Below are 12,892 nucleotides of genomic sequence, written 5' to 3' on the forward strand. Positions count from 1 at the left end.
CAGAAAAGAACGTATACCGGCAAGCCCGCGGCCCAGCGTGCGGGCACCTGCGCCCTTTCCTCGGCGCGCCGCAAGAAACGCGCGCAGATCGGCCGGCCGCAGATCGGCGATTTCGGCGATCCCGGGCGCCCCGCCGCAATGGCCGGTGAGGAACTGCAGGAACTGCCGCGTGTCGCGTTCATAGGCTTCCACCGTCGCAGGCGAAAGCCGCCGCTCCTCGGCAAGCGTCGCCAGCCATTCGGCGCGCGCCTTTTGCAGATCGGGCTTTGCGGAGACGAGGAACTCTTCTCTTTCGCTCATGGGTGCTCCCGCGACAAGGAGCGCCATTTTCACCGCGCCGGGTTAGCGCCCGATGAACACCTCAACATTCCCGAAATACCATGTCGGTCACGATCCACCCTCGATCTCCTCGCGCAGCATTTCGAGTTCCAGCCACTCCTCCTCGAGCCGCGCGCGTTCGGCACGTTTTTCGTCATGCGCCTTCGTCAGCCGTGCGAAGCCCGCGGCGTCGCGGGCGTAGAGCGTCGGGTCCGCCACTTGCTCTTCGATCCGGGCGATCTCCTGGCCCAGCGCCTCGATCCGCTCCGGCAGCGTTTCCAGCGCGAATTTCTGCTTGTAGGAGAGCTTCTTCGCACCCGCTTGCGGCGGGCGACGGGCCTCGCCGCGCTTGGCGGGCTCCGCCGCCGGCTGTGCCTTGCGCCGCTCCAGCGCCTCGCCCTTGCGCTGGGCCATCATGTCGGAATAGCCGCCCGCATACTCCCTCCAACGACCATCTCCGGCCGGCGCGATGGTGCTGGTCACCGTGCGGTCGAGGAAATCGCGGTCGTGGCTGACCAGGATCACCGTGCCGGGAAAGCCCTGGACCAGCTCCTGCAGGAGGTCCAGCGTCTCCATGTCGAGGTCGTTGGTCGGCTCATCGAGCACCAGGAGATTGGCCGGGCGGGAGAGCAGCCTGGCAAGCACCAGCCGCGCCTTCTCCCCGCCCGACAGCTCGCGCACCGGCGTGCGTGCCTGCTCGGGCTTGAAGAGGAAGTCCTGCATGTAGGAGACAACATGCCGCTCCTGGCCATTGACGACCACGCTGTCTCCACGCCCGTCGGTGAGGAAGTGGGAAAGCGTCTCGCCGGGATCGAGCGCGGCGCGGTTCTGGTCGAGCGTGGCTACCTCGAGGTTCACCCCGTGCCGGACTGTCCCGGCATCGGGCTCCAGCGCCCCGGTGAGCAACCTCAAGAGCGTCGTCTTTCCCGCCCCGTTCGGCCCCACCAGGCCGACGCGGTCCCCGCGCAGGATGCGCGCGGAGAAATCGCGCACCACCGTGAGATCGCCGAAGCGTTTTTCCAGCCCCTTCGCCTCGATGACAAGCTTTCCCGACTGTTCCGCATCGCTGGCGGTCATGACGGCCGTACCCTCCGGTCCGCGATGGGTACGCTGTCGGTCGCGCAGGGATTGGAGCTCCGACAGGCGGCGCACATTGCGCTTGCGCCGGGCGGTCACGCCGTAGCGCAGCCAGTGCTCTTCGCGGGCGATCTTGCGGCCCAGCTTCTGCTGCTCGCGTTCCTCTTCTTCCAGGATCTTGTCGCGCCAGTCCTCGAATTGAGCGAAGCCGTTGTTGAGCCGCCTTGTCCGGCCGCGGTCGAGCCAGACGGTGGCACGGCTGACCCGCTCCAGGAATCGCCGGTCGTGCGAGATGACGACGAGTGCGGAGGAAGAGCGCGAAAGCTCGTCCTCCAGCCATTCGATCGTGTCGAGGTCGAGATGGTTGGTCGGCTCGTCGAGGAGCAGCAGGTCGGGTTTCGGCGCCAGCACCCGGGCAAGGGCCGCCCGCCGCGCCTCGCCGCCCGAAAGCGTGTCCGGCGCCTCTTCGCCCGTCAGCCCCAGTCGGTCGAGCACCAGCGCCACGCGGTTGATGTCGTCGGCCGGACCGAGACCCGCCTCCACATAGGCACGCACCGTGGAAAAGCCCTGCCAGTCCGGCGCCTGCGGCAGGTAGCGCATGGTGGTGTTCGGCTGGCGGAAGACCTCGCCCTCCTGCGCTTCCGCCAGGCCTGCTGCGATCTTCAACAAGGTCGACTTGCCCGAGCCGTTGCGCCCAACGAGCGCGATGCGCTCGCCCGGCCCCACCATCAGGGACGCGCCGGAAAAGAGCGGCGTGCCGCCGAAGGTGAGATGGATGTCGTCGAGCTTGAGCAGGGGCGGCGCCATGTCAGATCTTCTCCGGCTCGTTGAGATGCGCCATCAGCAGCGCCCTGCCTTGCGCGAGCGTGATCGACAACCGCCCGCGAACCTCGTTGGAAAGCGTCAGCGAGGACCCGAACGGCACCTCGACGGCATCGAGCGGCCACTTCGCGCCCTCCACCGTGAGGCCGGAAAGCGCAGTGAAGGCAAGGATGCTGAACAGGGTTCCCTCGGCGTAGTCAAAACGGTGGCGCGGGCCGTTCAGCAGCGCCTGACCTTCCTGCGCGCCGCTCGTCAAAAGCGTCGGCACGCCCGCCTCCGCGAGCTTCATCGCCTGGGTCAGATGCAGATGGGCATGGTCCGGCCGTTCGCCGCCAAAGGCTCCGACCAGCACCAGAGCCGTGGCGCCGAGGCCGAGTGCCGCTTCGATGGCGATCTCGCCGTCGGTCCTGTCCTTGTCGCGCGGATGGACCTCGCGCGGCACGTCGGGGTGAGCCGCACTCATCTGGTCGGAAACGGAATCGAAGTCGCCGGTCCACAACTCCGGCACCAGCCCGAGCGCGCTCGCGTGACGGATGCCGGAATCGGCTGCAATAACGCGGCAATCGGCAATCTGCGCCTTCAGTTCGGACGTGGGGCGCACCTCGCCCCCAAGCAGGATGACAAATCGGCTCATGGGGCGGGCCTTACCACGGCTTATGGGCAGAGCGGAAGCACACCTTGCGCCGGCTCCAAACATCTGCCGTTCGCCCGATCGGGATGAGACATCAGCGCTCCGGCTTCACTTCTTCAGCCGCAGGAAGTCCGTCCTCATCTCCGCCTCGCAGGCCTCCATATAGCGCCAGGCGCTCAGCATGTGCCGGTACATGATGGAACGGACGCTCTCCGCATCACCCGCCTTCAGCGCCTCGATCAGGCGCATCTGGTAGGATAGCCCCTTCTCGCGCAGTTCCGGGTTGGGCCGGTCGTAGATGCGGCGGCAAACGGTGAGGTCGCGCAAGAGGTTCTGCAGAAAGCCGCACATGAAGCCCAGAACCGGGTTGGGGCTAAGCGCCGCCAGGACGGCGTGGAAGTCCAGTTCCGCCATGCGCTGCCGGTATTCCTCGCCCACCGTCTCGGCCGGGTGATCATAGACACGCATGGTCTCTTCCAGCCGCCGATAGTCCGCTTCGCCCAAACGGCCGACGAGGCTGGCCGCAAGCTCGGGTTCCAGCTGGCAGCGCACCGTGTAGATGTCGGCGATGGAAGGCTGGCGGAAGAAGAAGTAGTTGCCGAGAAGCTCCATCGCACGGCTCTCCTCGAGGGCGGCGACGAAGACGCCGCCGCGCGGGCCCGTGCGGGTGGTGACGAGCCCCTGCGCCTCCAGCGAGCGCAGCGCCTCGCGCATCGTGCCCTTGGAGGCGCGGAAACGCTCGATCAGCGCCTTTTCCTGCGGCAGCCGGTCGCCCGGCTTCAGATTCTGCGCGACGATCCAGTCCTTGATCTCCTCGCAGATCACCGCCGGACGCTTCGGTCCGCGCGGCGGCCTGGCTTTGGTGGCCATGACCGTCACGCCGTCCGCTCCAGCACCGCCTCTTCCAGCGGATGGAAGCAGGCGGCACGGCGGCCCTCGCCCTTGGTCTCCAACGGCGGCCTTTGCCGGCGGCAATCCTCCTCGGCGCGCGGGCAGCGCGGGGCGAAGGCGCAGCCGGGCGGCGGGTTGAGCGGATCGGGAAGCTCGGCAAGGCCTTGCTCGCCGGCAAGGCCCTTCTTGCCGGGCACGGGCGCGGAATCGAACAGAAGCCGCGTATAGGGATGACGCGGACGGGCGAAGAGCTCGGCCGCTCCCGCCTCCTCCACGATGCGGCCGAAATACATGACCGCCACCCGATCGGAGACGCTTTCGACCACCGAAAGGTCGTGGCTGATGAAGACATAGGTGAGACCGAACCGCGTCTTGAGATCGGCGAGCAGGTTCAGGACCTGCGCCTGCACGGAGACGTCGAGCGCGGAAACCGGCTCGTCGAGCACCAGGATGTCGGCCTCGGCGGCAAGCGCCCGGGCGATGCCGATGCGCTGGCGCTGGCCGCCGGAGAACTCGTGCGGGTAGCGGTCGAGGAACTCGGCGCGCAGGCTGACCGCGTCCATCAGCGCTTCCAGCCGCTCCCTGCGCTTGGCCGCATCGAGCCCGAGCAGATGGCGCATCGGCGCCTCGAGGATGCGGCGGATCGTCTTGCGCGGGTTGAGGGAGGAGACCGGATCCTGGAAGACGTACTGGATGTCGCGGGCGAGCGCCCGCGCCGAGCTTTTGGCGAGTGCCGTCACGTCCTCGCCGTTGAGACGGATCGTGCCCTCGGTCGGCGCGTCGAGGCCGACCAGCATGCGCGCCAGCGTCGACTTTCCGCAGCCCGATTCTCCGACGATCCCCAGCGTTTCGCCCTTCTTGAGGGCGAGGTCCACCCCCTGGACGGCATGCACCTCCGGCTTGGCCTTGCCGAACAGCGTACGCCCGCCGCCGAAGATGCGCGTCAGGTTTTCCGTCGCCAGAATGGGTTCGCTCATTGTGCGGCCTCCGGCGTCCTGGCTCTCAGTGGCTTGATGCAGCGCGCGGCGCGGCCGGGCGCCAGCTCTTCAAGTCCGATGTCGCCCTTTCGGCATGCCGCCTCGACATACGGACAGCGATCGGCGAAGGCGCAACCCTCCGGCAAGCAGTTGACGGCGGGCGGCAGGCCGGAAATGGCGTCGAGCCGCCGTTCCGGCTCACCCAGCACGGGCACGCAGTCGATCAGCTTGCGCGTATAGGGATGGGCGGGTGCGGCAAGCACCTCGTCGGTGGGCCCCGTCTCGACGATGCGGCCCGCATACATCACCGCCACGCGGTCACAGATCTCCGAGACCACGCCGAAATCATGGGTGATGAAAAGCAGCGCCGAACCCTTCTCGTCCTGCAACGCATCCATCAGCTTGAGAATCTGCGCCTGCACGGTAACGTCGAGTGCCGTCGTCGGCTCGTCGGCGACCAGGATCTCCGCGTCATTGGCGAGCGCCATGGCAATCGAGACGCGCTGGCGCATGCCCCCGGAAAGTTCGTGCGGATAGCCGTTCGCCCGCTCCGCCGCGTTCGGGATGCGCACCGTTTCAAGCAGCGCCACCGCCTTCTTCCATGCCTCGCGATAGGAAAGCGGCTGGTGGGCGCGGATCGCCTCGGTCACCTGGTCGCCCACGGTGAAAAGCGGATGCAGCGTCGACAGCGGGTCCTGGAAAACATAAGCGAAGGCACCGCCGCGCAGGCGCCTTAACTCCGCTTCGGACGCTTCCAGAAGGTCGCGGCCCCGGTAGAGCACGCGCCCGCCGGAGATGCGGCCCGGCGGCGTCGGCACGAGACCGAGCAGCGACATGGCGGTGACGGATTTGCCGGATCCGGATTCGCCCACGAGGCCCAGGCACTCGCCCTGCTTCAATTCGAAACTCACCCCGCCCACGGCCTTGTAGATATCACCACCGACGCGAAACTCGGTCCTGAGATCGCGCACGTCGAGCGCGGAGCCGGAGGGCGTGGCCGGCATGGGTGGCACATGCTCGCGCTTTACGGCCGTGGCCGCGGCGGGACGGCTGAGCGCGCCGGACTTCAGCCTTGGGTCCAGCACGTCGCGAATGCCGTCACCCACGAGGTTGATGCTCATCACCAGCGCGAAGATCATCAGGCCCGGAATGATCGAGACGTGCGGCGCGGTGAACAGCAGCTTGCGTCCCTCGCCGAGCATGGAACCGAGATCGGCCTGGGGCGGCTGTGCGCCGAGGCCGAGGAAGGACAGCCCCGCCGTCTCCAGGATCATCCAGCCGACCGTGGTCGACATGGTGATCACGATGACCGGCAGCACGTTGGGCAGCACCTCGGTCAACAGGATACGCAGGTGCCCCTTGCCCGAAAGCCTGGCTGCATCGACGAACTCGCGCCGTGCGAGCCCGAGCGTCACGCCGCGGATGTTGCGGGCGAAGAAGGGAATGTTGACCACGGCGATGGCGTAGAGCGCGTTCATCAGACCGGGGCCGAGCACGGCGACGATGGCGAGCGCCAGCAGGATGTAGGGAAAGGCCATCAGCATGTCGATGCCGCGCATCATGACATTGTCCGTGCGCCCGCCCGAATAGCCGGCGACGAGCCCGATGGCCGAGCCGACCACCGCCGCCACCAGCGTGGCCGACAGCCCCACGGCGATGGACACCCGCGTGCCCCACATGAGCCGCGAGAAGAGATCGCGGCCGAGCTCGTCCGTGCCGAGCAGATGGCCTTCGGCGAGCGGGCGCAGGAGCCGGTTTGCCGGGTTGGTGATGTCCGGGGGCGCGAGCGGCAGGAGCGGCGTGAGAAGGGCCGCCAGGGCGATGACCGCCAGCAGCGCAAGCCCGAAGGCGGCCAGCCGGTTGGCGACCAGAAGGGTGAAGAAGCCCGGCCGCCCACCCTTTTTCGCCGGCGCATCCGGCGCGGCCGTCTGCGTTGCCGTGCTCATGTCTTCAGCCTCGGGTCGAGCGCGTGCTGGGCCATGTCGGCCAGCAGGTTGAACAGGACATAGCTCCCCGCCACCACCAGGACCCCGCCCTGCACCAGAAGCAGGTCGCGGGTGGAGATCGCCTGCACCAGCATGCGGCCGATGCCCGGCCACTGGAACACGGTCTCGATATAGACCGCCCCGCCGAGCACGAAGCCGGCCTGGATGCCGATCACGGGAATGACGCCGACGAGCGCGGCCTTGAAGGCGTGACGGTAGATCACCCGGCGCTCGGCAAGGCCCTTGGCGCGGGCGGTGCGGATATAATCCTGCCTGAGAACTTCCAGCATCGCCGCGCGCGTAAGACGGGCGATCACGCCCGTCGCCACCACCGCCAGCGTGACCGCCGGCAGGAGGAGGTGGGTAAGAAGGTCGGCCAGGTCGCCGCCGCCATAGATGGCATACATGCCGGACGGCGGCAGCCATTGCAGGTTGACGGCGAAGACCAGGATCAAAAGCAGGCCCAGCCAGAAGGAGGGCATCGAGATGCCGATCAGCACGAAGAAGGTGACGATGCGGTCCGTCCAGCCGAACTGGCGCACGGCCGAGACGATGCCGGCCAGAAGCCCGAACACGGTGCACAGGACGAGCGACGCGCCGGCCAGGATCAGCGTCGCGTTGAAGCGCTCCAGCACCTCGTCGAGCACCGGCCGGTTGAGCGAATAGGACCGGCCGAAATCGCCCTGGAGCAGGTTGCCGAGCCAGATGAAATACTGCTCCGGCAGCGAGCGGTCGAGGCCGAGTTGCTCGTTGATGCGCGCGACGTTCTCTGGGGTGGCATAGGCCCCAAGGATGGCGGTTGCGGGATCACCGGGTATCATCGCCATGATCAGGAAGACGATGACGGTGAGGCCCCACAGCACGGGCACGGCGAGTACGATCCGCTTGAGGAAATAGGCGAGCATGACGCCTCCGGCTGCGAAGGCCACGGGCTGCAGCGCCCGCGGCCTTTCGTGGCTACTGCTTGGCCACGTCCTTGAGAAGCAGGAAGAAGGAGGGCTGGAGCTGGAAATTCTGCACCTCGGCCCTGGCGATGGCGCTCTGCTTCCAGTTGGCGACGAAGGCCCAGGGCGCGTCCTCGTGGACGATCTCCTGCATCTGCTGGTAAAGCGCGGCGCGCTCCTCCGGCTCGGTCGACTGTCGCGCCTGCTCGAGGATCGTGTCGACTTCCCGGTTGGAGTAGTACCCGGAGTTGAAGCCGCCCTGATCGGGCATCGCCTCGGTGCGCAGCGTCAGATAAGGCAGTGTGTCGGGATCGTTTGTCATCCACGCCATCTCCGCCATGTCGGCCTTGCCTTCCAGACCGGCGTTCACCTGATCCAGAAAAGTGTTCCACTCATAGGTCTCGATGGTCACGTTCATGTCCACGGCGGCAAGGTCGGCCTGGATCGCGGTGCCCATGGCCACCGGCGCGAGCATGCCCGAGCCGCCTTCGGTGACGTAGAAGACGATCTCTTCGCCGTCATAGCCGGCTTCCTCGAGAAGCTGCTTGGCCTTCTCCGGATCGTAAGGATAGGGCTCCAGTTCCTCGTTGTACGCCCAGGCGAAGGCCGGCGGTGTCGGCCCGGCGGCAATCTCTGCCGTGCCCTGCAGCACGTTCTCCACCAGCGCTTCCTTGTTGATGGCGTAGTTGACCGCCTGGCGCACCTTCTTGTCCTGGAACGGGCCCTCGCGCATGTTGAGGATCAGGAACCAGACATGCGGCCCCGCCTGCTCATAAACGGTGAAGGCAGGATCGTCGGCAAATTGCGCCACGTTGTCCGGCGGCACCTCCACCATCAGGTCGAGGCCGCCCGAAAGCATCTCGGCAATGCGCGTGTTGGCGTCGGTGATGGGGCGGAAGACGACGGCCTCCAGCGGCGGCGCGCCGTCCCAGTAATCCGGGTTGCGCTCGACGACGACGCGCTGATTGCTTTCCCATTCGGCGAACTTGAACGGTCCGGTGCCGGACGGATTGCGGCCGAAATCCGCGCCGTGCTCCTCGACCGCCGCCGGCGAGACGATGAGGCCGGTCGGATAGGCGAGATTGGACAGGAACGGCGCATAGGGCGCGTTGAGCGTGAAGGTGACGGTGTATTCGTCCTCGACCGCCACCTCCTCGACCGCGTCGAAATAAAAGGCGAGCGGGAACGGACCGGTATCGTGATAGGGGTGGTTCTCGTCCAGCATGCGGTCGAAGTTGAACTTCACGGCCTCCGCATTGAAGGGCGAGCCGTCGTGAAAGGTCACGCCTTCGCGCAAGGCGAAGGTGTATACGGTCCCGTCGTCGGAGACTTCCCAGCTTTCGGCCAGCGCCGGCTCCACCTCCAGCGTGCCGTCGCGATAGCGCACGAGGCCTTCATAGACGTTCATCAGGATGCGGAAGTCGTTGACCGCGGTCACCGCATGCGGATCCAGCGATTTCGGCTCGGCGATCTGCCCGACGATCAGCACGTTCGGCGGCGTCTGGGCGGCCGCCGGCGCAGCACCCAGTGCTGTCGCTCCGGCAATGGCAGCCCCGGCGAGCGCACCTTTGAGCGCGCGCATCATCCCGTTCATGGCATCCTCCTTTTCTCACCCCATGGCCAAGCCGGCCATTGTCATGGTAATTTATCATGATAAATACGCAACCCTGAAATTTTCACAACCCGAGTTTCGCCGGAGCATCGGCCATGACCCAGAACATTTCCGCCCTACGCATCGACATTCAACGCCTGCGCCGCGACATAGAGGCCTTGGGTGCGATCGGCCGCAATCCGGTGACCGGCGGCCTCGACCGCGTCAGCTTTTCCGACGCCGACATGGAAGGCCGACGCTTCGTCGGCGGCTTGATGGAAGCGGCAGGGCTCGACGTTTTTATGGACGGCGCCGGCAATCTCACCGGCCGCTGGCAGGTCGGCGACGGGCCGGCGGTCATGCTCGGTTCCCACCTCGACAGCGTACCCGATGGCGGCATGTTCGACGGCGCGCTGGGTGTCGTTGCCGGGCTCGAATGCGTGCGTGCCATGAAGGAGGCGGGGTGCACGCCCGCTCGCCCCGTGGAGGTGATGGCCACGGCCGAGGAGGAAGGGCGTTTCGGCGGCATGTTCGGTGCTCAGGCGCTGACGGGCCAGGTCACCCGCGAATGGCTGGAGACGGCACGCGACGACGCGGGGATGCGCCTTTTCGATGCCATGCGCACACAGGGCCTCGATCCCTACCGGGCGCTCGAGGCAAAGCGGCCGGAAGGTACGATCGCCGCCTTCCTGGAACTGCACGTGGAGCAGGGGCCGGTGCTGGAGCGGACCGGCAAGCCCGCCGGCATCGTCACAGGCATCGCCGGCGTCTTCAACTGGACGGTCCGGTTCGAAGGCGAGGCCAACCATTCCGGCACGACACCGATGGAGATGCGCCGCGACGCGCTGATGGGCATGGTAGATTTCGCCCACGGCATTCCGGATCTGATCGCCGAAGATGGCAGTGAAACGAGCCGCGTGACCATCGGCAAGGTTTCGGTCGAGCCGAATTTCCCGCACACCGTACCCGGAGCGGCCGTCTTCTCCCTGGTCACGCGCGACATGGACGAAGAGGTGATGCGCCGGCTCGCCGCGGGCGCGCGCCGGCGGTTGGAAGCCGCCGCCGGAAAGCACGGCCTGTCCGTCGCGATCGACGAGACGAGCTGGCTGCCGCCCTCACCCTGCCATCCCGACGTCATCGCCGCCTTCCGGCACGCGGCGGACCGCCTCGGCCTCGACGCGCCGTTGATGCCCAGTGGCGCCGGCCACGACGTACAGGTCATGGCCGGCATCACACGCGCCGGGCTTATCTTCGTGCCGTCCGTCGGCGGCATCAGCCACGCACCGCAGGAAAGGACGGAATGGGCCGACATCGAAGCCGGCACAAACCTGCTGCTTCAGGCGGCGATCGAGCTTGCCGGCGTGACCGGGTGAGCTTCCTGAAGCGTTGAGGTCCGGTATTCGATGCGGAAAGGCGGGATCCGGCCTTTCCGCTATGCGGCGATCGTCTCGTAGGGTTGGGCCGCACGCGCGTTCTTGAGCGCCCTTGCCCACCATTCGAGATGGGCGAGCTGGCGCGCCATGGCGTCTTCGGCATCCCGGCCATCGGTGAGCGTGCCGTCCGGTTGGAACCGGTTCCAGGGATTGGCGAAGCTCACCGTGTCACGCAGCGTCACGGCGTGCAGTTCGGCGAAGACGAGCCGCAGATGCTCCACGGCGCGCAGGCCGCCGGAGACACCGCCATAGGAGACGAAGCCGACCGGCTTCGACTGCCATTCCCGCTTGACCGAATCGATGAGCGCCTTCAGCGCGGCCGGGTAGCTGTGGTTGTATTCGGGCGTAACGACGATGAAGGCATCCGCCCGCCCGAGCCTGTCTCCAAAACCGGGCGGCGCGGATTCCGCCGGCAACGCCAACGGGTCGACCGTCTCCACCGCGAATCGCTGATCGGCCTCGAGCCGGCGGCGAACCCAGCCTGCCACCGTGTCGCAGAACCGGCCGTCGCGAACGCTGCCGTAGATGAGGGCGACGTTGATTTTTTCCAGCATCATGCTCTCCTTGGGTCTTGGGTTGACAGGCGGCGTGTAATTCCTCAACCTTGATTGAGGTCAAGGTTTTGTTGGAGGTTTTCGCATGCAGCAAAAAGCGCACCCGAAAATCCAGCGGGAACTCAGCGTCGGTGAGGTGGCGCGGCGCATCGGGGTTGCCGTCTCGGCGCTGCACTTTTACGAAACCAAGGGGCTGATCGCGAGCTACCGCACGCGCGGCAACCAGCGCCGCTACGGGCGCGACGTGCTGCGGCGCGTGGCCATCATCAAGGTGGCACAGCGGCTTGGCATTCCGCTCGCCACGATCGGCGCGGCCCTGAACACCTTGCCGGAGGGCCGCACACCGACTACGGCGGACTGGCGCAAGCTGTCGGAGCACTGGCGCGCCGACCTGGACGAGCGCATACGCGCCCTCACGCAGTTGCGTGACCACCTGGACGAGTGCATCGGCTGCGGCTGCCTGTCGGTCGAGACCTGTCCGCTGCGCAACCCCTGGGACGAACTCGGCGAGACCGGCACCGGCCCGCGCCTGCTGGAACCGTCGTGAAAGCGGACGACAGGCAGCAGCGCTGCGGCTATTCCAGCTCCGGGCGCGTGAAATCGCCGGTCTTGGGATCCATCACCCAAAGCTCCCCGCTGGAGATGTCGAACCAGGCGCCGTGCAGCGACAGGCGCCCTTTCTCCTCCAGGATCTTCACGCAGGGAAAGGTGCGAAGATTGGCCACCTGGTAACGGATCGAGATCCGCTCCAGCGCCGTCTGCCGTTCGGACGGGGTCATGTCGTTGCCGGCCAGCGCCTCGGCGGCGGGCGCGACCAGCCCCATCCACTTGCCGATGAAATCGCCTGGCGACAGCGGCTCGGCCGTAGGGTTCAGGGCCGCACCGATGCCTCCGCAGCGGCCGTGGCCCATCACCACGATGTTCTTCACCTTGAGGCTCTGAACGGCGAATTCAAGCGCGGCAGAGGTGCCGTGGTGCTGCCCGTCGGGCGCATAGGGCGGCACGATATTGGCGACGTTGCGCACCACGAAGAGCTCGCCCGGGCCGGCATCGAAGATCGTCTCCGGCGCGGCGCGCGAATCGCAGCAGGCGATCACCATCGTCTCCGGCGATTGCCCGTCACGCGCGAGCGTCTGGTAGCGCTGGCTTTCCGTGGCGTAGCGCCCGGCCATGAAATTGCGGTATCCGGCAAGCAGCCGTTCGGGCAGATGTGTCATGGCAAAGCCGAATAGCCGGGATTGACGGCGCCCGCAAGATGGACGCGGCCGTGGTGGGCGTGCCAAACGGCGAGGATCCCCCTCACGCTCGTTCGGGGCTGTCCGGCATGGAAAAGCGGCTTGTCTTCACCATCGCCGCGGGCGAAGCAAGGCTCGCCGCGTCGGTTTCCAGCATCAGTTCATCCGCGCCGCGCCCGGCGGCGCGTGCCAGCGTCTCGTAGGTGGCGGCGGTCGCCCGGCGTAGCGCTTCGGCCGGCGCAATGCCGAGCAGAATCCAGGCCAGAAGCAGGGCCGCCATGAGGTCTCCCGGGCCGTTGGCCGGATTCTCGATGGCGCGATGCTCGGCCATATGCGCCTCCCCAGGCGACAGGAGAAGGTTGCCGATATTGCCCGGCAGGGTGCCCGGCACGGAGGTCACCATCATGGTCGGCGGCCCGGCGTGCCGCGCGGCC

The 12,892-nt window shown here is 67.0% G+C and carries 12 protein-coding genes and 1 pseudogene; 2 read left to right on the top strand and 11 right to left on the bottom strand.

Going from position 1 to position 12,892, the window contains the following annotated elements; genetic code table 11:
* From ACFP9U_RS18880 to ACFP9U_RS18915, 8 genes are all read right to left on the bottom strand, one after another.
* Positions 1-300 (bottom strand): site-specific integrase (locus tag ACFP9U_RS18880; protein ID WP_378623829.1); only part of this gene is annotated, 300 nt, incomplete at its 3' end.
* Between the two features lie 87 nt (positions 301-387).
* On the bottom strand, positions 388-2,202 hold the full coding sequence (locus tag ACFP9U_RS18885) for an ABC-F family ATP-binding cassette domain-containing protein (protein ID WP_378623831.1): 1,815 nt from the start codon (positions 2,200-2,202) through the stop codon (positions 388-390).
* A 1-nt stretch (position 2,203) separates the two neighbouring features.
* The gene (locus tag ACFP9U_RS18890; RefSeq protein WP_378623832.1) at positions 2,204-2,851 is read right to left on the bottom strand and encodes a thiamine diphosphokinase; all 648 of its coding nucleotides are present in this window, start codon (positions 2,849-2,851) and stop codon (positions 2,204-2,206) included.
* 105 nt (positions 2,852-2,956) lie between these two features.
* On the bottom strand, positions 2,957-3,718 hold the full coding sequence (locus tag ACFP9U_RS18895; protein ID WP_378623834.1) for a FadR/GntR family transcriptional regulator: 762 nt from the start codon (positions 3,716-3,718) through the stop codon (positions 2,957-2,959).
* 5 nt (positions 3,719-3,723) lie between these two features.
* Positions 3,724-4,716 (bottom strand): ABC transporter ATP-binding protein, encoded by a 993-nt coding sequence (locus ACFP9U_RS18900; RefSeq protein WP_378623835.1) that lies wholly within the window; start codon positions 4,714-4,716, stop codon positions 3,724-3,726.
* Positions 4,713-6,662, bottom strand: a complete 1,950-nt coding sequence (locus ACFP9U_RS18905) for a dipeptide/oligopeptide/nickel ABC transporter permease/ATP-binding protein (RefSeq protein ID WP_378623837.1) — start codon at positions 6,660-6,662, stop codon at positions 4,713-4,715. The genes ACFP9U_RS18900 and ACFP9U_RS18905 overlap by 4 nt, the downstream gene beginning before the upstream one ends.
* Positions 6,659-7,606, bottom strand: a complete 948-nt coding sequence (locus ACFP9U_RS18910; RefSeq protein WP_322453106.1) for an ABC transporter permease — start codon at positions 7,604-7,606, stop codon at positions 6,659-6,661. Before ACFP9U_RS18910 ends, ACFP9U_RS18905 begins: the two co-directional genes overlap by 4 nt.
* 52 nt (positions 7,607-7,658) lie before the next feature.
* On the bottom strand, positions 7,659-9,230 hold the full coding sequence (locus ACFP9U_RS18915) for an ABC transporter substrate-binding protein (RefSeq protein ID WP_378623846.1): 1,572 nt from the start codon (positions 9,228-9,230) through the stop codon (positions 7,659-7,661).
* A 122-nt stretch (positions 9,231-9,352) separates the two neighbouring features.
* Between ACFP9U_RS18915 and ACFP9U_RS18920 the strand changes: the two genes are divergently transcribed.
* Positions 9,353-10,609 carry a Zn-dependent hydrolase gene (locus ACFP9U_RS18920; protein ID WP_378623840.1) on the top strand — a complete coding sequence of 419 codons (1,257 nt, stop codon included), beginning with the start codon at positions 9,353-9,355 and terminating at the stop codon, positions 10,607-10,609.
* Between the two features lie 59 nt (positions 10,610-10,668).
* Here the strand turns inward: ACFP9U_RS18920 and ACFP9U_RS18925 are convergent, their stop codons facing one another.
* Positions 10,669-11,223, bottom strand: coding sequence for an NADPH-dependent FMN reductase (locus tag ACFP9U_RS18925; RefSeq protein ID WP_378623842.1), 555 nt, complete (start codon positions 11,221-11,223; stop codon positions 10,669-10,671).
* 85 nt (positions 11,224-11,308) lie between these two features.
* Between ACFP9U_RS18925 and soxR the strand changes: the two genes are divergently transcribed.
* Complete coding sequence (soxR, locus tag ACFP9U_RS18930; RefSeq protein ID WP_378623843.1) at positions 11,309-11,770, top strand: redox-sensitive transcriptional activator SoxR; 462 nt, start codon at positions 11,309-11,311, stop codon at positions 11,768-11,770.
* A 28-nt stretch (positions 11,771-11,798) separates the two neighbouring features.
* Here the strand turns inward: soxR and ACFP9U_RS18935 are convergent, their stop codons facing one another.
* Both ACFP9U_RS18935 and ACFP9U_RS18940 read right to left on the bottom strand, forming a co-directional pair.
* Positions 11,799-12,440 carry a carbonic anhydrase gene (locus ACFP9U_RS18935; protein WP_378623845.1) on the bottom strand — a complete coding sequence of 214 codons (642 nt, stop codon included), beginning with the start codon at positions 12,438-12,440 and terminating at the stop codon, positions 11,799-11,801.
* An 82-nt stretch (positions 12,441-12,522) separates the two neighbouring features.
* A pseudogene (locus ACFP9U_RS18940) lies at positions 12,523-12,892 on the bottom strand (pyridoxal kinase); the annotation flags it as partial.

It is taken from the genome of Nitratireductor sp. GCM10026969 (genome assembly GCF_042660605.1).
In the GTDB taxonomy this organism is placed as follows: Bacteria; Pseudomonadota; Alphaproteobacteria; order Rhizobiales; family Rhizobiaceae; genus Chelativorans.

Bases quoted from the DNA above. Each gene is read 5' to 3' on its own strand.
- ACFP9U_RS18935 (WP_378623845.1), bottom strand. From the start codon at position 12,440: ATGACACATCTGCCCGAACGGCTGCTTGCCGGATACCGCAATTTCATG.
- ACFP9U_RS18910 (WP_322453106.1), bottom strand. From the start codon at position 7,606: ATGCTCGCCTATTTCCTCAAGCGGATCGTACTCGCCGTGCCCGTGCTG.
- ACFP9U_RS18915 (WP_378623846.1), bottom strand. From the start codon at position 9,230: ATGATGCGCGCGCTCAAAGGTGCGCTCGCCGGGGCTGCCATTGCCGGA.
- ACFP9U_RS18920 (WP_378623840.1), top strand. From the start codon at position 9,353: ATGACCCAGAACATTTCCGCCCTACGCATCGACATTCAACGCCTGCGC.
- ACFP9U_RS18905 (WP_378623837.1), bottom strand. From the start codon at position 6,662: ATGAGCACGGCAACGCAGACGGCCGCGCCGGATGCGCCGGCGAAAAAG.
- ACFP9U_RS18895 (WP_378623834.1), bottom strand. From the start codon at position 3,718: ATGGCCACCAAAGCCAGGCCGCCGCGCGGACCGAAGCGTCCGGCGGTG.
- soxR (WP_378623843.1), top strand. From the start codon at position 11,309: ATGCAGCAAAAAGCGCACCCGAAAATCCAGCGGGAACTCAGCGTCGGT.
- ACFP9U_RS18900 (WP_378623835.1), bottom strand. From the start codon at position 4,716: ATGAGCGAACCCATTCTGGCGACGGAAAACCTGACGCGCATCTTCGGC.
- ACFP9U_RS18890 (WP_378623832.1), bottom strand. From the start codon at position 2,851: ATGAGCCGATTTGTCATCCTGCTTGGGGGCGAGGTGCGCCCCACGTCC.
- ACFP9U_RS18925 (WP_378623842.1), bottom strand. From the start codon at position 11,223: ATGCTGGAAAAAATCAACGTCGCCCTCATCTACGGCAGCGTTCGCGAC.
- ACFP9U_RS18885 (WP_378623831.1), bottom strand. From the start codon at position 2,202: ATGGCGCCGCCCCTGCTCAAGCTCGACGACATCCATCTCACCTTCGGC.